The sequence below is a fragment of the Sphingopyxis sp. 22461 genome, from assembly GCF_052044915.1.
In the GTDB taxonomy this organism is placed as follows: Bacteria; Pseudomonadota; Alphaproteobacteria; order Sphingomonadales; family Sphingomonadaceae; genus Sphingopyxis.
On sequence record NZ_JBQENY010000014.1, the window covers coordinates 51,174 to 68,979 of the forward strand.

The following is a 17,806-nucleotide window of genomic DNA, read 5'->3' on the forward strand; positions in this document are numbered from 1 at the left end:
CGTGACGATCCTCGATGCCTTGCCCTTCGGCACGGGCGTCGCCTTTGCCGGGCTGATCGGATTGGTCCTGGGCAGCTTCATCGCGACGCTGGTGCTACGCTGGCCCGCGGGGCGCTCGGTGCTGGGGCGCTCGCAATGCGACGTCTGTGCGCGGCCGCTTGGCGCTTTGGAGCTCGTCCCGTTGTTATCGACCCTTGCGTCGCGCGGGCGCTGCCGGACGTGTGATTCGGCGATCGATCCTTTTCACTGGCGCGTCGAACTGGGCGCGACACTGATCGGTGCTGGTGCGCTGGCGCTTATGCCCGGAACAGCAGGCTGGCTGTGGGCTTTGTTCGGCTGGCTGCTGTTGCCGCTCGCGCTGCTCGATGCGCGTCATTTCTGGTTGCCCGACCGCCTCAACCTGCTGCTGGGGATCGCCGGCCTGCTCGTTGCGGGGCCGATGCTCGGCACATCGCTGATCGACCGCTGGATCGGCGCGTTGGCTGGAGGTCTGATACTGGCGCTGATTGCCTGGACCTATCGGCGCGCGCGGGGTGCCGAGGGCATGGGCGGCGGCGACCCCAAGCTGGTCGCGGCAATCGGTGCCTGGCTCGGCTGGCAGGCGCTGCCGCTGATGTTGCTTCTCGCCAGTGTCGGCGGCATCGTCTGGGCGCTCATCGCCCAACGAAAAAGGGACCAGCCGCTCGCCGAGCGACGGATCCCCTTCGGTGTCTTTGCCTGCACCGCCGCATTCGCGACGGTGCCTTTATGGCCGCTTCTTAGCGCCCGACAATGACCGTGACCGCGCGGCGGTTCTTGGCATAGGCTTCCTCGGTCGAACCCATCTCGGCCGGGCGTTCCTTGCCATAGCTGATGACCTGGATGCGCGACGGATCGACGCCGAGCGACGCGAGGTAATTTTTCGCGGCATTCGCACGGCGTTCGCCGAGCGCGATATTGTAATCGCGCGTGCCGCGTTCGTCGGCATGGCCTTCCAGCGTGACGCGCACCGCGGGGTTGCGCTGCAACCACTGCGACTGGGTCTGCAGCGTCGCCTGATCCTGTGCGTCGACATTATACTGGTCATAGTCGAAGAAAACGCGGTCGCCCATGGCGCCAACGCTGGCAAGGAAATCTTCCTGCGATCCGGGAACCACGCCGGTGCCGGTGCCTGCGCCCGTATCGGTGCCGGTGCCTTCGGGGGCGGGGGGGAGCGTGTCAGGGGCCTTTTTCGCGCAGGCGCCAACAGCAAGCATGGTGATCGCCGCGATCATCGCGGTGCTTTTGCGTATCGTCATGTCTCTGTCCTCTTGTTGTTGAAAATATTCGTGCGGCCGAATTGGCCCGTTCAGGACGCGATAGTTGAACCCGATCGCGCCTTTTTGGTTCCGGTTTTCCTCAGGGAAGTACCGGACCCCAGCTGGGATCCGACCCGTCTTGCGGGGTCGGCAGGCGGCGCAGGTTCACGCCGGTCAGGTCGACCTGCCACAGGCTCGACTTGCCTTCGCGGCCCGGGGTGGTGCGGAAGAACTGGATGACGCGGCCGTTCGGCGACCAGGTCGGGGCCTCGTCCTGCCAACTGTTCGTCAGCATCCGCGCGCCGCCGCCCGATGGCGTCATGACGCCGATGCGGAACTCGCCGCCGCCCATGCGAGTGAAGGCGATCAGGTCGCCACGCGGTGACCATTCGGGCGTCGCGGCACGCCCGCCGCCAAAGCTGATCCGCTGCTGGTTCGACCCGTCGATGTTCATCGTATAGATTTGCTGGCCGCCCGACCGGTCGCTTTCGAACACGATCTTCTTGCCATCGGGCGAGAAGCTGCCCCCGACATCGATGCCCGGGGTGCTCGTCAGCCGCACCGGGGTGCCCCCGTTTGCCGAGATGCGATAGATGTCGGTGTTGCCGTTGACGGCCATCGAATAGAGAATCTGGGTGCCGTCGGGTGACCAGCGCGGCGCAAAGGTCGCGTTCGCGCTCTCGGTCACCAGCTTCTGCGAACCCGCCGCGACGTCGTAGATGAAGACGCGGACGCGGTTGTTCAAATAGCTGACGTAGACGATCTTCTTGTAATCGGGTGAGAAACGCGGACTGATCGCGAGTGCCTGACCGTTGGTGATGAAACGGTGGTTGCCGCCATCGCTGTCCATGATTGCGAGGCGCTTGATGCGGTTCCCCTTGGGGCCGGTCTCGGCGATATAGGCGACGCGGCTGTCGAAGAAGGGCGCCTCGCCCGACAGGCGCGAATAGATGGCGTCGGCGCATTTATGCGCGGCGCGGCGCCAGTCGCCGGGCTGGATTTCGAACCCCTTGCGAACCAGCTCGCTGCCGAGCGCGGTGTCATAGAGATAGCAGCCGACGACGAGGCCGCCAGTCCCGCTCGCGTCGACGAAGCCGTGGACGACATTTTCGGCGTTGCGCGACTGCCATTCGGCGAAGCGCGGCGCCTGCACCTCGGCGCGGCTGATTGCGGGAATGCCGCTCGGCCCCATCGGATCGTAGAGGCCGCTGCGTTCAAGGTCGGCGGCGATGACTTCGGCGATCTGGCGGCCGAGGCTGTCGGTGCGCAGCCCCGCGACATTTTGCACCGAGGAGGTGGCGAGCGCGGGGATTGCGATGACCGTGCGCTCGTTCGACAATGTACCCGTTATGGACTCGCGCGGGCCCTCGGGCTGCGGCAGCTGGATGGTGGGCTGCGGCTGAGCGGTGCTCTGGTCCTGGGCGATCGCGGGGAGAGACGCTGTCGCCAGAACCCCTGCCATCAAATATCTCACTAGGGTCATGCTCATCTCGCTTTGTCAAAATCCAAGGTATAGTTTTGCCAGTAGCTGTAATTTTCTTCCGGCAAGTCGAAAGGCGCGGCCAGCTCGACCGCACGTTTGGCACATTCCTGGTGCCGCTGGACCTGGAACTTGTTGCTGTCGTTCTGGCCGGTCGTCGAGACGCCGGTGAAGCCCGCGAGCGCGCCCGACTGGGTCAGGCGGAATTTCACGACGGTCTTGAGCTGGTCGACATCGACCCCCGAGATGCGGCAGCCGTTCCAGCGCGGCGCGACCGCCGACTTGATGCTGACGTCGATCGAGCGCCGGACTTCGGCGGCGGTCGCGGCAGCGGGCGCCCCTTTGCTCGACGACGATTTAGGCTGCGATTTCGAAAGCCCCTCGGCGATGCCGTCGAGGCGGCCCGTCGGGCGGGCCGGGCGATTCTTTGCCGGCGGTGCTTTGGGAGCCGCTTTGGGCTGCGCCTTTTGCGCCGCGGGACGCTGTTTTGGCGGAGCCGCCTTGGGTTTCGCGACCTGCTTGGGTGTCGGGGCGGGCGTCGGCCGCACGACCGGTTCGGGCAGCGGCGGCGCGGGCACCGGTTCGGGCGCCGCGATGTCGACCATATCCTCTTCGCCGAGCCGCGCGGCGGGCGGGGTTTCGCTGATCACCGGCGCGGTCGATTGCACCGCGCTTTCGGCGATCAGGTCGACTTCCATCGGGGGGTTGTCGAACCGGCGTTCGCCCGCGGTCCACTGGACCGAGAGCAGGCCGATGATGACGACATGCGCCGCCACCGCGATGGCGATGCCGCGTCCTTCATTCCCCCTCACTGCCCGTTGTTCGGCCATCGTCTTAACCTAGGGCCGTGTTTCTGAACCGTCGGTGACCGCGGCGGGCTCGCCCTCGGCGGCGCCCTCCGATCCCGTCGTCACCAGCGATATCCGCGTCAGGCCCGCGCGGTTGAGCTCGCCCATCACGCGCATCACGCGGCCGTAATCGAGCCCCTTGTCGGCGCGCAGCATGATCTGGCGTGGCTTGTCCTTGCCTTCATTCTCGCGCGCGATCGCGTCGAGCCGCGCGGGAAGCTCGGCCTCGGGCACGACCTCTTCGCCGATATAGAGCGTGTCGTCGGCATTGATCGACAGCTGCACCGGCTCCTGATCCTCGGTCTCGACCGGCTTGGCGCGGCTTTCGGGCAGGTCGATCGGCACGGCGGAGGCGAGTAGGGGGGCGGTGATCATGAAGATGATCAACAGCACGAGCATCACGTCGACGAGCGGGGTGACGTTGATCTCGGCCATCGGCGCGCGGCGATGGCCACGGCCGCGCCGTCCGCCGATGCCGCCGGAGGGACCGCCCATCGCCATCAGGCTTCGACCTCGAGTTCGCGGCTGAACGTCGCGTGCAGCCCGTCGGCGAAGCGGCCAAGCCGCGATTCGAGCCGGTTCAGGCGCTGCGAAAAGGCATTGTACGCGATCACCGCGGGGATCGCGGCGAACAGGCCGATCGCGGTCGCGAACAGCGCTTCGGCGATGCCCGGGGCGACGACCGCAAGGCTGCTGTTATTCTCCGCCGCGATCGCGGTGAAGCTGCGCATGATCCCCCACACCGTACCGAACAGCCCGACGAAAGGCGCGACCGAGCCGATCGTTGCCAGCGTGCCGATCTTTTCGGCGAGCCGATCGACTTCGCCCGCGACCGCGCTGTTCATCGCGATGCCGAGCCGTTCGCGTGTACCGTCGCGGTCGACATTCTTGGTCTTGGTCGAACGGCGCCATTCGCTGATCCCCGCCCCGAGCACCTTGGCGCTCGGCAATTCCTCGCTGCCGTTCTTGTCGAAGAATTTGTCGATATTGTCGGCGCGCCAGAAATCGCGCTCGAAGCGTTCGGAGGCGCTCATCAATTTGTTGACGCTGCGGCCGTGGGTGAAGATCACCGCCCAGACATAGATCGACGCGAGCAGAAGGCCGATCATCACTGCCTTCACGATGATATCGGCCTGCAGGAACAGCGCGACGGGGGACAAGGTCGCCGCGTCGGCGGCCAGCGAGATATTGTCTAGCAAGGGAAAGTCTCTCCATTCATGATGGCGGTAAATCGATCGGCCCAACCCGCGGGCTGGCGGCGCGGCCGGCCCTCGGGCGACAGGAATGCGGCGGTGACTTGCCCGTCGGTCAATGTCTCGCCGCTTAACGTGTCAGTTCCGCGAAGGATGCGCTGCGAAATAATCACGCTCGCGCCGCGCACCGCCTCGACGGTGCTGACGACGAGCAGATCGTCGTCGAGCCGTGCGGGGCGGCGGTATTTGATCGCGAGGTCGGTCACCGCCCAGCTGCCTTCGCCCGCTTCCATCGCCGCGCGCTGGTCGATGCCCGCGAGCCGCAGCATGTCCGAGCGCGCGCGCTCCATATAGCGCAGGTAATTGGCGTGATAGACAATGCCCGACAGATCCGTGTCTTCGAAGTACGCGCGTGCCCGGAAATGATGCTCAGCCCCGACAAAGGCGCCGGGGGTGAAGGGGGGCGGGGCGTTTACCATTATCCCAACCGATAGCCTCGCAACGACTCGTCGCAAACCCCTCTTGAACGGTTCGTCGCAGATCGGGGCCGGTTGGTGGAATGAAAGCCGCAGAAATCCGTCTATTTTCCCTGGTCGAAAAGTCCGTCCTGCGATCCCGCGGGCGGGTTGAGCCCGAGATGCTTCCACGCGCTGGCGTTGAGCATGCGTCCGCGCGCCGTGCGCGCGATCAGCCCGACCTGCAGCAGATAGGGTTCGATCACGTCCTCGATCGTGTCGCGCGGTTCGGACAGCCCCGCCGCCATGGTCTCGACCCCGACGGGGCCGCCCCGGTAAATATCGGCGATCATCGTCAAATACCGCCGGTCCATCGCGTCGAGCCCGAGCGCGTCGACTTCGAGCCGGTTGAGCGCGGCGTCGGCCGCCTTCGCATCGACGATCTTATGCCCGGCAACGGTCGCGAAATCGCGTACCCGGCGCAGCAGCCGCCCGGCGATGCGCGGCGTTCCGCGCGACCGCTTGGCGATCTCGAGCGCGCCGTCGGACGCGATCGGCAGCGCCAGCAGCCGCGCAGCGCGCGTGATCACCTGCTCCAGCTCGCCATGCGTGTAGAAATTGAGCCGCACCGGAATGCCAAAGCGGTCGCGCAGCGGGGTCGTGAGCAGCCCCTGCCGCGTCGTCGCACCGACCAGGGTGAACTTTGGCAGGTCGATCCGCACCGAGCGCGCCGAGGGGCCTTCGCCGATCATGATGTCGAGCGCGCGATCCTCCATCGCGGGGTAGAGGATTTCCTCGACCGCGGGCGACAGCCGGTGGATCTCGTCGATGAACAGCACATCGCCGTCCTCGAGATTGGTGAGCAGCGCGGCAAGGTCGCCCGCCTTGGCGATCACCGGGCCGCTGGTCGACCGGAACCCGACACCGAGCTCGCGCGCAACAATCTGCGCGAGCGTCGTCTTGCCGAGCCCCGGCGGGCCGTAGAAAAGCACATGGTCGAGCGCGTCGGAGCGTGCCTTTGCGGCCTCGATAAAGATGCGCAGATTCTCGCGCGCCGCCGCTTGCCCGACGAATTCGGCGAGCGTCTTCGGACGCAGCGCGGCGTCGGCGTCCTCGGGGGTCCGGATCGGAGTGGTGAGGGCGGGCTCAGTCATAATGCTCTATTGCATCGCCGGCGATCGAAACCCAAGGCTCCTTGCGGTCTTCATAGACCGAATAGTCCGGCACGAAGCCGTGCCCGGGTTCGAAATTGCCCAGCGGTATTGCATAGGCGTCATGATAGGGGCGTGCCCTGTACCAGACGCCCGAACCGCAGGTGCCGCAGAAAAAGAAGTCCGCAACGTTGCCGCTGTCCCCGGTATACTGCCACATCTTCGCCTCGCCCTCAGTACGGACCTGCTCGGCGGGGAAACGAACCTGCGCGGCAAAGGCGCTGCCGCTCCGCGCCTTGCATTCGCGGCAATGGCAGACCGACACGCGGATAGGCTCACCGGTGCACGCGATGCGTATTTTGCCGCAGCGGCAGGCGGCGTGCCGGATGCCCGTCGGTGAAGAGGGGGCGCCGCTAATCATGCTTCGACGGCGCCAGTTGCTGTATCGGTGCCGCAATGGGGGCAATGTCTCGCAGGCCAAAATCGGTAGAATTCCCACGGATCGAAGCAGGTCTCATCGTCTCTGATCGGCCTCACTTTTGAGAATATCGAGCCATTGCATCGCCGACATTTCTTGAGGCCAAATATCTCTCCGATCAGGGAAAATAGACCCAGGCAGTTGTTTCGAGCAGGATGGCTCATGTGGACGTAAAGTTCATCCCGGGGAGCAGCAGCAAAAAAATCCCTCTTGTTCGACCCCAGGATAAAAAAAAGCGCAATCGACCAACCAAGTAGCGAGAGGCTCCTGATCGAGATCGCATACATCGCAATAGGGATGAAGATCATTCCCAATAGCTCGCTGGACCGCATGATGACCCCGAAAGCAAACGGAGACATATATTTGCCGCGGCTCATTTTGCAGCCTTCTTCAGTGCAGTACGGACCAATGCATCGAGGCTAGCATCCGAACCCAGTTCCTCGCTCGCTGCGGCGACCGCGGCGCTGGCCTCGCCGGGTTTGAAGCCGAGGCCGGTGAGGGCGGTGACGGCGTCGGCGAGCGGGCCGGGGGCGGCCGAGAGGATCGGTCCGCTCCCCGCGATCCCACCAAGCGCACCCGCCTTGTCCTTCAATTCATGCGTGATCCGCTGCGCGAGCTTCGGCCCGACGCCGTTCGCGCGCGCAATCATCGCGCTGTCGGCGCTCGCGAGCGCGCGCTGGAGGTCGCTGATCTCGAGCGCCGACAGGATCGCGAGTGCGACCTTGGCGCCGACGCCCTGCACGCTGGTGAGCAGGCGGAACCAGTCGCGTTCCTCGGCCTTGGCAAAGCCGAGCAGGCGGAGGAAATCTTCGCCGACGAGCATTTCGGTGTGGATGGTGACGTCGCCGCCAACCGGGCCCAATGCGTCTAGGGTGCGCGCTGATGCCTCGACCAGATAACCGACGCCGCCGACGTCGATCACCGCATGGCCTGCGCCGCTCGAATCCAGCCGCCCTGTCAGTTTCGCGATCATGCTCCGTGCCTAACGCGGGGAGAACGAAAAGGGAATCAATTTCCCTCATCGTCGGGAATACCCCCTCTTCGTCATGCTGGACTTGACCCGGCATCCATGACCCCGTGGACCCCGGATCAAGTCCGGGGTGACGAAGTGTTAGTGTCGCGGCCTATGGTTCGCATGGCAGATCGCGACCGCCAGCGCATCCGCCGCATCGGCGCCCGCGACCTTCGCGCCGGGGAGCAGCACGCGCAGCATCGCCTGTACCTGTTCCTTCGCCGCGCCGCCGGTGCCGACGATCGCCTTCTTGACGAGGCGCGGGGCATATTCGGTGACCGCCAGCCCGCCGCGCGCGCAGCCGAGTAGCACGACGCCGCGCGCATGCGCGAGCTTCAGCGTCGATTGCGGGTTGTCGTTGACGAACACTTCCTCGACCGCGGCGCACCCTGGCGCATGATCGGCGATCACCGCCGCGAGCACGGTATCGAGATGCGCGAGCCGTTCGGGCAGCGGCGCCTTTGCATCGGTCTTCACCTGTCCGTTGGCGACATGGCTGATCCGGCTGCCCTCGACGCGGATGACGCCCCAGCCAGTACAGCTGAGCGAGGGATCGAGACCGAGGATGATCATCAAATTCCGTTCGTGTCGAGCGAAGTCGAGACACCTCGAAGGCATCCACGACCGATGGGCATCCCGACTTCGCTCGATGCGAACGGTTGTTGGCGTTTAGCCAAGCTTTTCCATCACCGCGTCGGGGATTTCGTAATTGCCCCAGACGGTCTGGACGTCGTCGTCATCGTCGAGCGTGTCGATCAGCTTGAACAAAGTCTGCGCGGTCGCTTCATCGGTGACTTCGCTTTTCAGCGTCGGTCGCCACGCGAGTTTGACGCCTTCTGCCTCGCCGAGTTTGGCTTCGAGCGCCTTTGCGACTTCGTGCAAGGAATCGACACTGGTCCAGATGTCGTGGCCGTCCTCGGACGATTCGACATCGTCGGCGCCGGCGTCGAGCGCGGCTTCGAACACTGTGTCGGCATCGCCCGCCTTTGCGGCATAGCTGATCATGCCGAGCCGGTCGAAACCGTGGCTGACGCTGCCGCTGGTGCCGAGGTTGCCGCCGTTTTTCGAGAAGGCGGTGCGGACGTTGGTCGCGGTGCGGTTGCGGTTGTCGGTCAGTGCCTCGACGATCAGCGACACGCCGCCGGGGCCATAGCCTTCGTAGCGGATTTCCTCGTAATTATCGCCTTCGCCGCCCGCGGCCTTGTCGATCGAGCGCTGGATATTGTCCTTGGGCACCGATTGCGCCTTGGCGGCGTTGATCGCGGCGCGCAGGCGGGCATTCGCGTCGGGATCGGGCAGGCCCATCTTCGCCGCGACAGTGATTTCGCGCGAAAGCTTCGAAAACAGCGAGCTGCGTTTTTTGTCCTGCGCACCCTTGCGGTGCATGATGTTTTTGAATTTGCTATGGCCGGCCATGGCTCTCTTCTTTTCGGCTGGAAGGAACTGGAAGCGCGCGCTTACATCAGGACCGAATGTCAAAGCAACCGCTGCCACCACCCGACATCGCGCCAGCCGCCCATTTTCCAGCCGACCTCGCGGTAGATACCGATCGGCGTGAAGCCCATCGCCTCATGCAAGCCGATGCTGGCGTCATTCGGCAAGGCAATCCCGGCAAAGATGGCGTGGATATTGCGATGGGCCAAAATCGGAAACAGCGCCTCGTAAAGCCGCCGTCCAACTCCGGAACGTGCAAAGGTCACATCAAGGTAGACCGCGACATCTGCCGAGGTTGCATAGGCTTCGCGCGTGCGGTGAGGGGAGCCATAGGCATATCCCGCAATTTTGCCCTCGACCTCCGCAACCAGCCAGCCATGGCTCGCGCCATAATTCTCTATCCGCTGCGCCATTTCCACCGCATCGGGCGGATCGCATTCGAAACTGACCCAATTGTCCGTGACATAGGGAGCGTAAATCTCGGCACATCGCGCGGCGTCGGCTGACATGGCTGGGCGGATGTCGACGCTCACCCCAGAGTGACCGCCGTCCCTGACGCGCTGACCATCAGCATCGACCCATTCTGGCCGAGGACTTCATAATCGAGGTCGACGCCGATCACCGCATTGCCGCCGAGGCGTGCGGCCTCGGCTTCCATTTCGCCGATCGCCTCTTTGCGCGCGCGGGCGAGGACGTCCTCATATTTGCCCGAGCGGCCGCCGACGATGTCGGTGATGCTCGCGAACAGGTCGCGGAACAGATTGGCGCCGACGATCACCTCGCCGGTGACGATGCCCAGATATTCGCGGACCGGACGGCCCTCGACATTATTGGTGGTGGTGCTGAACATCGTCACTCTCCTGGCTGGGGGCGTCAGTCGATTCCGAGCGCCGACTTATAGACGTCGAGGATCGCTTCCATTTCCTTGCGGTCGTGGACCGGCAATTTGCGCAGGCGAACGATCTGGCGCATGATTTTCGGGTCGTAACCCTGCGATTTCGATTCATTATAGGTGTCGCGGATGTCGTCGGCGATGCCCTTTTTCTCTTCTTCCAGACGCTCGATGCGCTCGATGAAAAGGCGCAGTTGTTCGTCGGATACGGTGGCTTCGCTCATTTTTGGCTCCGGTGATTGGGATGATGCGGCGCGAGAATCGCGCCTGGCGCGTCCCTAATCGGCTCCGGGATTTTTGGCCATGCTTTCTTCCATCCGCGCGAGCTGTTCGGGCGTCGCGGCGGTATGATGCCGCGCTTTCCACTCCGCGGTCGGCATGCCGTGGACGATCGCGCGGCCCGCCTCCTTGTCCATGTCGCCCGCCTCGGCAATCCAGTCGCCGAGGCAGTTGCGGCAAAATCCGGCGAGGCCCATCAAATCGATGTTCGCGGCGTCGCTACGATGCTGGAGCAGGCGGACGAGGCGGCGGAAGGCCGCGGCGGCGACCGCATCGTCAAGGCTGTCGAGCGCCTCATTACCGGTGGTCTGATCGTCGCTGCAGGACATGGTTCCTCCGTTGAATGATTGAATAGCTATACGGCGGTTGCCTTCCTATCATCAAGGCGGCATTGCCGTCGTCAGCAAGCCGGCATTGCCCTAGCGCCCCCCCTGTTATCGGAGCTTTTGTGGTCCAGAATTTTACCCCCCGCCAGCGCAAGGTGCGCATCCTGGCGACCCTTGGCCCCGCAAGCGCCAACCCCGAGATGATCGCCGCGCTGCATCGCGCCGGCGCCGACGCGTTTCGCGTCAATATGAGCCACGGCGATCATGCGGGGCATGCCAAGGTGATCGCGGCGATCCGCGCGCTCGAAAAGGACACCGGACGTCCGACGACGATCCTTGTCGACCTGCAAGGCCCCAAGCTGCGCGTCGGCACCTTCAAAGACGGCCCGGCCGAGCTGGTGAACGGCAAGAGCTTTACGCTCGATACCGACAAGACACCGGGCGATGCGACGCGCGTTTACCTGCCGCACCCCGAATTGTTCGCGGCGCTCGAAACCGGCACGCGCCTGCTGATCGACGACGGCAAGCTGGTGCTGCGCGTGAAGAGTGTCGCGCCGGACAAGATCGAAACGGTTGTCGAGGTCGGCGGCAAGATCTCGGATCGCAAGGGCGTCAATGTCCCCGATGTCGTCGTCCCGCTCGCGGCGCTGACCGAAAAGGATCGCAAGGATTTGACCTTCGCGCTCGAGCAGCATGTCGACTGGATCGCGCTGTCGTTCGTGCAGCGCCCCGAGGACGTCGCCGAGGCGCGCACGCTGATCGGCGGCAAGGCGGCCTTGCTCGTGAAGTTCGAAAAGCCCTCGGGCGTGCAGCGGATCGAGGAAATCCTCGAACTCGCCGATGCGGCGATGGTCGCGCGCGGCGACCTGGGCGTCGAGCTTCCTCCCGAAGCGGTGCCGCCGCTCCAGAAAAAGATCGTCGCGACCGCGCGCCGCATGGGCAAGCCGGTGGTCGTCGCGACGCAGATGCTCGAATCGATGATCGTCTCGCCGTCACCGACGCGCGCCGAAGTGTCCGACGTCGCAACCGCGGTCTATGACGGTGCCGACGCGATCATGCTGTCGGCCGAAACCGCGGCGGGCGCCTTCCCGGTCGAGGCGGTGACGATGATGGATTCGATCGCGCGCTCGGTCGAAAGCGATCCCGACTATTTCCGCCGTCTGCATTTTACCGAGACCGCGCCCGACGCGACGACCGCCGACGCGCTGGCCGAGGCGGCGGGCAGCATCATTACGACGATCGCCGCCGACGCGATCATCTGCTTCACCGCATCGGGTTCGACCGCACGCCGCGTCGCGCGCGAGCGGCCGGGTGCGCCTTTGCTCGTCCTGACCCCGAAAAAGGAAGCCGCGCGGCGTATGGGTTTGCTCTGGGGTGCGCATGCGGTGCCGACCAAGGACATCGGCAGCTTCGAAGAGATGATCGCCAAGGGCAAGCGGATGGCGCTGCGCCACGGCATCTGCAAGGCGGGCGCGAAGCTGGTGATGATGGCGGGGGTTCCGTTCGGCACCCCCGGGTCGACCAATGTGCTGCATGTGGCGACGCTGACCGGCGACGAGCTGCGCGGCTACAGTTAGGATTTTATAACACTCAATCGAACATGAGGAAGGCAAGAGGACAAGTATGAACGGCGTCCCGTTCATATTACCGCTGTTGGTCAAAGAAAAAGGTCGAGAGATCCGGCGTCTCGCCTGTTTGCTTGTTCCCGATATCCCTCAACATGGCACGCGTCACGGCAGGTGCTCATCGATTTTATCCCAACTATTAATATTGTCGTTCCAAATAGGCGGAGATACTGGTCGTGAGAATGAGGGGGAGGCGATGTGAAGATTTTGCTGCAACAATTGAAGCTCAAATCTGGAGCAATCGCTCTCCTAAAGGCTTCTTTCATTTGCCTTGCTCTCTCCGGCTGCAATGAGAACCCGTTCGTTCAGGGGGATAGTTCCAATCAAAATGGGGAAGTTTTTGATTACAAGCGCGATGATTCAGCCGATGAATTTTCGTCGCTTTCAAAATCTTCTGCCTCGGCCTCGTTCGAAAAGAACAAGCTAATGGTTCACGTCACTGTGATCTGCATCAGCAATGCCAAGGACGCCGAAAAGAACGAAGTTGATCTTGAAGTCTATGCGGTTAGAAAAGAAAATGATCAAGAAATAGGCGATATTTCTGCGATTCTATACAAAATTGACGATCGTGATCCCCAAATTTATCGGGATGATGTGGGGAATGGTGTGTCATTTGACGGGCGAGTTAATGCTAATCTAGATCATTTTTATGGTATTATTGGTTCTAAGGCGCCGGAAATTATGAAAATTCGACTCGTCCGCGGCGCCACTCCCTTGGCGGTTGGTATTGGAAACATTGACGATCTGGCAGCGCTTCCAAAAATTGACCTGGAAATCCCAATCAGAACATCAAATGTCGAAAAGGTGATCGCGGACTGCCATCCCCGATAGATTCGGGTCCTAGTCGATTCAAATCGGCACAATCCTTACCGGCTGATTCACAAAATTTTCGGGTTGATTCAGATCGGGACGTTTAAAAATGGTAAATGGACTTTGCACCATTGACGCTGCGCGGCATAGTTGGTGCAAGTAGCGCGTCGGACCCGCGTCGGGGGGCTCCGCATTCGCCAGTCCGGAGGTTTTCCCGCGTGTCCGCACCGTTCCGTTTTCCGCGCTTTTTTGTCACCAGCCCGGCGCCCTGTCCCTATCTGGCGGGCAAGACCGAGCGCAAGGTGTTCACCGAACTCAGCGGCAACTCGGCGAACGAGCTGAACGACGCGCTCGGCCGCATCGGCTTCCGCCGCAGCCAGTCGGTCGCCTATCGCCCGAGCTGCGCCGATTGCTCGGCCTGCGTGTCGGTGCGCGTCTGCGCCGGGGAATTCACACCCAGCAGCTCGCAGAAGCGCAACCTGCGCCGCAACGGCGACCTTGTCGCGACCGCGTGCAAGCCGTGGGCGACCGAAGAGCAATATGCGCTGCTGCGCTCCTATCTGGGGTCGCGCCATCCCGATGGCGGCATGGCCGATATGGACGAGCAGGATTTCGCCGACATGGTCGAGCAGACCCCCGTCGATAGCTATATGATCGAATATCGCGAGCCGGCGGCGAATGGCGGCAAGGGCCGCCTTGTCGGCTGCTGCCTGACCGACCGGCAGGGCGACGGGCTGTCGATGATCTATAGCTTCTTTGACGCGGGGCATCCGATGCGCGAGGGGCTCGGCACCTATATCATCGCCGACCATGTCCAGCGCGCGGCGCGGGCGGGGCTGCCGTACGTCTATCTCGGCTACTGGATCGAAGGGTCGGCGCGCATGGCGTACAAGGCGCGCTTCCGTCCGCTCGAAAAGCTCGGCCCCGACGGTTGGTCGCGCTTCGAGCCCACCCAGTCCGAGCGTATCGCCGCGATGTTCGAGCTCGCCTGAACCCGCCCGCAGGGCGCTGTTGAGAATGGCTCGCAACGGCCAGAATCTCGCGTCGGCCGGTTGACCTTTCCTCGCTTTCAAGGGCATAGCTTTGCGTCCAGGACATAAGTCCGGGTCGCATCCGTTATGAATTCGCCGGGGGGCTGGCGACAGGGGGAAGAGGATGCCCGTGCGCGACTTCGTCAGCATCACGGCCAGCGACGGCAAGGGCGGCTTCCGCCGCGCAATGGTGCGTGCATGAGCGATCCGGTCAAGGTTGCGATCATCGGGTCGGGTCCCGCGGGACTCAGCGCCGCATCGCGCGCCGCGCAGCTCGGGCTCAGCCACATCCTGCTCGAAAAGACCGACCATCTGTCGGACACGATTTTCAAATATCAAAAGGGCAAGCGTGTGCTCGCGACGCCCGAGCGGCTCGACCTCCGCTCCGACTGCCGCTTTGCCGAGGGCGCGCGCGAATATATCCTCGGCAATTGGGACGAGGACGCCGCGAACAACAAGGTGAATGTCGCCTATCACGCGGAGGTCGCCGAAGTGAGCGGCGAAAAGGGCGCATTCGCTATCAAGACCGCCAAGGGCGATATCTATACGGCAGAGAATATCGTGCTGGCGATCGGCACGCAGGGCAATCCGAACCGCATGCGCTGCGAAGGCGCCGACCTGCCGCACATCATCTATCAGGTCGACGATCCCGAGGATTTCAAAGACAAGCATATCACCGTCGTCGGGTCGGGCGACGCGGGGATCGAAAATGCGCTTGGCGTTGCCGAGGAGGCGCTCGAGAATACGGTCACCATCCTCAACCGCTCGAAGGATTTCGCGCGCGCCAAGGCGAAGAATGTCGCCGACATGACCGAGGTCGGTGAGAACGGCTTTATGAGCATCCGCACCGAGACGCAGCCGAAGAAGGTCGAGCCGGGCTGGCTGACGCTCGAAACCCCGACCGGCGAAGAGCGGATCGAATGCGACGTGATCGTCGCGCGCCTAGGGTCGGTCGCGCCGCGCGGGTTTGTCGAATCGATGGGGATCGAGTTCACCGGCCCCGACCGCGAGGCTTTTCCGAAACTGTCGCCGACGTTCGAGACGACGGTCCCCGGCCTCTATGTCATCGGCGCGCTCGCGGGTTATCCGCTGATCAAGCATTGCATGAACCAGGGCTATGACGTCGTCGAATTCCTGAACGGCAACAAGGCGCTGACCCCCGCCGACGAAAAGGACCTCGCGGCGATCTTCGAAAAGCTGCCGCAGCAGAAATCGGTCAGCGAATGGCTCGAGTTCCTGCGCACGCGCATCCGCATCTTCGCCGATGTCTCGCCGCTCCAGATGCGCGAATTCATGCTCGATTCGAAGGTCGCCTTCTATTCCAAGGGCGATGTCGTGTTCGAAAAGGGCGAGCCGGGTTCGTCGCTGTTCGCGATCGCCGACGGCCATGCGCTCGTCGAGGTTGGCCCCGACTTCACGGTCCCCATCGAAGAGGGATCGATTTTTGGCGAGGTCGGGCTGATCTCGGGCCGCAAGCGCGGCGCGACGATCCGCGCGGGCGAGGACAGCATCTTCGTCGAAGTATCGCGCACCGCCGCGCTCAAGCTGATGGCCGCGGTGCCGGGCGCCAAGCGCGTGATCAATCGCATCTCGCTCGAACGCCAGCTGCTGCAAATCTTCAAAGGCGGGCTGACCGTCGAGGACCTCGAACCGATCGTCGAGGATCCGGCGATCGAACGGGTTCCCGCGGGCAAGGTCGTGCTTGCCGAGGGCGACGAGGGCGACGACGTCTATGTCATCCGCTCGGGGTCGATGGTCGTCGAAAAGGACATCGGCGGCAAACCGATCTTCCTCCGCTATTTGCCCGCGGGCAGCTTCTTCGGCGAAATGGCGGTGCTCAGTGGCGAGCGGCGTAATGCGACCGTCAAGGCCGCGGTCGCGAGCGAAGTGATCCGGCTGAAGGGCGAGCAGTTCAAGGCGATGCTCGCCAAGCGCCCGCAGGTGCGTGAGGCGACCGAGGCCGCAGTCGCCGAGCGCGCGGCGATGAACAGCTTCATCGAATCGCGCAAGGCCAGCTATTCGAGCGCGGTCGACCTCTATTCGGACACCGCGAGCTTCATCATGAAGGAAGGGCTGGGCGAGGCGACCGATGCGTTGCTGATCGACGAGAATCTGTGCGTCGGCTGCGACAATTGCGAGAAAGCGTGCGCTGACAGCCATGAAGGCCTGTCGCGGCTCGATCGCGAGGCGGGCAAGACCTTCGCGCATCTGCATGTGCCGACGAGCTGCCGCCACTGCGAGCATCCGCACTGCATGGCCGACTGCCCGCCGAACGTGATCCACCGCGGCCCCGACGGCGAGGTGTTCATGGAGCCCGGCTGCATCGGCTGCGGCAACTGCATGCGCAACTGCCCCTATGGCGTGATCCGCATGGAGGCCGCGCCGCCCGAGAAGCCGAGCCTGCTGCGCTGGCTGCTCACGGGTTTCGGCCCCGGCCCGGGCGAACCGTCGCCCAAATGGACGAAGAAGCAACTGGGCGACGAGAAGCCCAAGAAGATCGCGGTCAAATGCGACATGTGCAAAGGCATATCGGGCGGCCCCGCGTGCGTGCGTGCGTGCCCGACCGGCGCCGCGATCCGCGTCTCGCCCGAGGAATTCCTGTCGATCGCCCGGCTCGAAGAGGACGCGGGCTGATGGCGAGCCTGTTCCAGCGCCGCCGGTCGAAAGCGACCCAGACCGAGCGCGTGCGCGAGCGGAAGCATGAGGGCTTCCTGCGCTACGCGGGGTTTCGCTGGGCCAAGATTTCGGGCGCGCTCTGCCTGCTGATCATCGTCAGCTACGCGCTCGTCGATGTGACGCCGCGGCACAATGGCGGCAGCTGGTACGGTTATACGCTCGGCACGATCGGCGCGGGATTGATCTTGTGGCTCACCGCACTCGGCTATCGCAAGCGCAAGATGACGAGCGATTACTGGTCGCTGAAGGCATGGACCTCGGCGCATGTCTATCTCGGGCTCAGCCTGATCGTCGTCGGCACCTGGCACACGGGGTTTCAGCTCGGCTGGAATGTCCACACGCTCGCGTGGGCGCTGATGATGCTGGTGATCTTGTCGGGGCTTTATGGCGTGATCGTCTATGCGACGCTGCCCGCGGCATTGTCGAACAACCGTGACGAGATGACGCAGATGCAGATGCTCGAGGCGATCCGCGCCTTCGACCGCCAGCTGCACAGCGCCGCGCAGCCGCTGACCCCCGCCGACACCGCGCCGGTGCTGGCGGCGCTCGATGAGGATCCGTTCGCGGGCGGCGTCATGGCACGGCTGTCGGGTCGCTATCCCAATTGCGCGACCGCGGCGGCGCTGCGCACGCTGTCGCTCTCGAACAGCAGCGACCGCGAGGCGCGCGAGAAGGTGGTCGGGCTGCTCAAGCAGAAGGAGGCGGCGCTGACGCGGTTGCGCCGGCATCTCAAGATCCGCGCGCTGCTCGAAATCTGGCTCTACGTGCATGTGCCGCTGACCTTTGCGCTGATCGCGGCGCTGTCGGCGCACATCATCAGCGTCTTCTTCTACTGGTAA

The 17,806-nt window shown here is 63.8% G+C and carries 22 protein-coding genes; 6 read left to right on the forward strand and 16 right to left on the reverse strand.

Annotated features, from left to right (window positions below):
- Position 1: 1 nt before the first annotated feature.
- Positions 2–775: a prepilin peptidase gene (locus ACTJI5_RS20380; RefSeq protein ID WP_440861595.1), complete on the forward strand. Its 774-nt coding sequence runs from the start codon at positions 2–4 to the stop codon at positions 773–775.
- Here the strand turns inward: ACTJI5_RS20380 and pal are convergent.
- The 16 genes from pal to ACTJI5_RS20460 all read right to left on the reverse strand — a co-directional run bounded on the left by pal (position 759) and on the right by ACTJI5_RS20460 (position 10,828).
- Entirely contained in the window at positions 759–1,277 is a 519-nt protein-coding gene (pal, locus tag ACTJI5_RS20385; RefSeq protein WP_197411386.1) for a peptidoglycan-associated lipoprotein Pal, read from the reverse strand. The genes ACTJI5_RS20380 and pal overlap by 17 nt on opposite strands.
- Before the next feature lie 100 nt (positions 1,278–1,377).
- Positions 1,378–2,766 (reverse strand): Tol-Pal system beta propeller repeat protein TolB, encoded by a 1,389-nt coding sequence (tolB, locus tag ACTJI5_RS20390; protein ID WP_310251796.1) that lies wholly within the window; start codon positions 2,764–2,766, stop codon positions 1,378–1,380.
- Positions 2,763–3,587 carry a hypothetical protein gene (locus ACTJI5_RS20395; RefSeq protein WP_058536769.1) on the reverse strand — a complete coding sequence of 275 codons (825 nt, stop codon included), beginning with the start codon at positions 3,585–3,587 and terminating at the stop codon, positions 2,763–2,765. Before ACTJI5_RS20395 ends, tolB begins: the two co-directional genes overlap by 4 nt.
- A gap of 9 nt (positions 3,588–3,596) precedes the next feature.
- Positions 3,597–4,106, reverse strand: a complete 510-nt coding sequence (tolR, locus tag ACTJI5_RS20400; protein WP_440861596.1) for a protein TolR — start codon at positions 4,104–4,106, stop codon at positions 3,597–3,599.
- Positions 4,106–4,804 (reverse strand): protein TolQ, encoded by a 699-nt coding sequence (tolQ, locus tag ACTJI5_RS20405; RefSeq protein WP_137890270.1) that lies wholly within the window; start codon positions 4,802–4,804, stop codon positions 4,106–4,108. The genes tolR and tolQ overlap by 1 nt, the downstream gene beginning before the upstream one ends.
- Positions 4,798–5,277 (reverse strand): YbgC/FadM family acyl-CoA thioesterase, encoded by a 480-nt coding sequence (locus tag ACTJI5_RS20410; RefSeq protein WP_440861597.1) that lies wholly within the window; start codon positions 5,275–5,277, stop codon positions 4,798–4,800. Before ACTJI5_RS20410 ends, tolQ begins: the two co-directional genes overlap by 7 nt.
- A 101-nt stretch (positions 5,278–5,378) precedes the next feature.
- Positions 5,379–6,407 carry a Holliday junction branch migration DNA helicase RuvB gene (gene ruvB / locus ACTJI5_RS20415; RefSeq protein WP_439513000.1) on the reverse strand — a complete coding sequence of 343 codons (1,029 nt, stop codon included), beginning with the start codon at positions 6,405–6,407 and terminating at the stop codon, positions 5,379–5,381.
- The gene (locus ACTJI5_RS20420; protein ID WP_440861598.1) at positions 6,400–6,825 is read right to left on the reverse strand and encodes a GFA family protein; all 426 of its coding nucleotides are present in this window, start codon (positions 6,823–6,825) and stop codon (positions 6,400–6,402) included. The genes ruvB and ACTJI5_RS20420 overlap by 8 nt, the downstream gene beginning before the upstream one ends.
- Entirely contained in the window at positions 6,822–7,259 is a 438-nt protein-coding gene (locus ACTJI5_RS20425) for a hypothetical protein (protein WP_440861599.1), read from the reverse strand. Before ACTJI5_RS20425 ends, ACTJI5_RS20420 begins: the two co-directional genes overlap by 4 nt.
- Positions 7,256–7,855 (reverse strand): Holliday junction branch migration protein RuvA, encoded by a 600-nt coding sequence (ruvA, locus tag ACTJI5_RS20430; protein ID WP_440861600.1) that lies wholly within the window; start codon positions 7,853–7,855, stop codon positions 7,256–7,258. The genes ACTJI5_RS20425 and ruvA overlap by 4 nt, the downstream gene beginning before the upstream one ends.
- Positions 7,856–7,993: 138 nt before the next feature.
- On the reverse strand, positions 7,994–8,467 hold the full coding sequence (gene ruvC / locus ACTJI5_RS20435) for a crossover junction endodeoxyribonuclease RuvC (protein WP_440861601.1): 474 nt from the start codon (positions 8,465–8,467) through the stop codon (positions 7,994–7,996).
- A gap of 96 nt (positions 8,468–8,563) precedes the next feature.
- Positions 8,564–9,310, reverse strand: a complete 747-nt coding sequence (locus tag ACTJI5_RS20440) for a YebC/PmpR family DNA-binding transcriptional regulator (protein ID WP_056371881.1) — start codon at positions 9,308–9,310, stop codon at positions 8,564–8,566.
- Positions 9,311–9,369: 59 nt separating this feature from the next.
- A complete protein-coding gene (locus ACTJI5_RS20445) occupies positions 9,370–9,837 on the reverse strand; it encodes an arsinothricin resistance N-acetyltransferase ArsN1 family B (protein WP_440861602.1) in 468 nt (155 codons plus the stop codon).
- 20 nt (positions 9,838–9,857) lie between these two features.
- Positions 9,858–10,178, reverse strand: coding sequence for a YbjQ family protein (locus ACTJI5_RS20450; protein WP_058536759.1), 321 nt, complete (start codon positions 10,176–10,178; stop codon positions 9,858–9,860).
- A 23-nt stretch (positions 10,179–10,201) separates the two neighbouring features.
- Positions 10,202–10,444, reverse strand: coding sequence for a DUF2312 domain-containing protein (locus ACTJI5_RS20455; RefSeq protein WP_037514655.1), 243 nt, complete (start codon positions 10,442–10,444; stop codon positions 10,202–10,204).
- Positions 10,445–10,498: 54 nt separating this feature from the next.
- Positions 10,499–10,828 carry a DUF1244 domain-containing protein gene (locus ACTJI5_RS20460; protein WP_056371879.1) on the reverse strand — a complete coding sequence of 110 codons (330 nt, stop codon included), beginning with the start codon at positions 10,826–10,828 and terminating at the stop codon, positions 10,499–10,501.
- A 119-nt stretch (positions 10,829–10,947) separates the two neighbouring features.
- Between ACTJI5_RS20460 and pyk the strand changes: the two genes are divergently transcribed.
- The 5 genes from pyk (at position 10,948) to ACTJI5_RS20485 (ending at position 17,806) form a co-directional block, all read left to right on the forward strand.
- The gene (gene pyk, locus ACTJI5_RS20465) at positions 10,948–12,402 is read left to right on the forward strand and encodes a pyruvate kinase (protein ID WP_058536758.1); all 1,455 of its coding nucleotides are present in this window, start codon (positions 10,948–10,950) and stop codon (positions 12,400–12,402) included.
- A 246-nt stretch (positions 12,403–12,648) separates the two neighbouring features.
- On the forward strand, positions 12,649–13,281 hold the full coding sequence (locus tag ACTJI5_RS20470) for a hypothetical protein (protein ID WP_440861603.1): 633 nt from the start codon (positions 12,649–12,651) through the stop codon (positions 13,279–13,281).
- Positions 13,282–13,478: 197 nt separating this feature from the next.
- Positions 13,479–14,252, forward strand: a complete 774-nt coding sequence (locus ACTJI5_RS20475) for an arginyltransferase (protein ID WP_440861604.1) — start codon at positions 13,479–13,481, stop codon at positions 14,250–14,252.
- 237 nt (positions 14,253–14,489) lie between these two features.
- Positions 14,490–16,925: an NAD(P)-binding domain-containing protein gene (locus tag ACTJI5_RS20480; RefSeq protein ID WP_440861605.1), complete on the forward strand. Its 2,436-nt coding sequence runs from the start codon at positions 14,490–14,492 to the stop codon at positions 16,923–16,925.
- On the forward strand, positions 16,925–17,806 hold the full coding sequence (locus tag ACTJI5_RS20485) for a hypothetical protein (protein WP_440861606.1): 882 nt from the start codon (positions 16,925–16,927) through the stop codon (positions 17,804–17,806). Before ACTJI5_RS20480 ends, ACTJI5_RS20485 begins: the two co-directional genes overlap by 1 nt.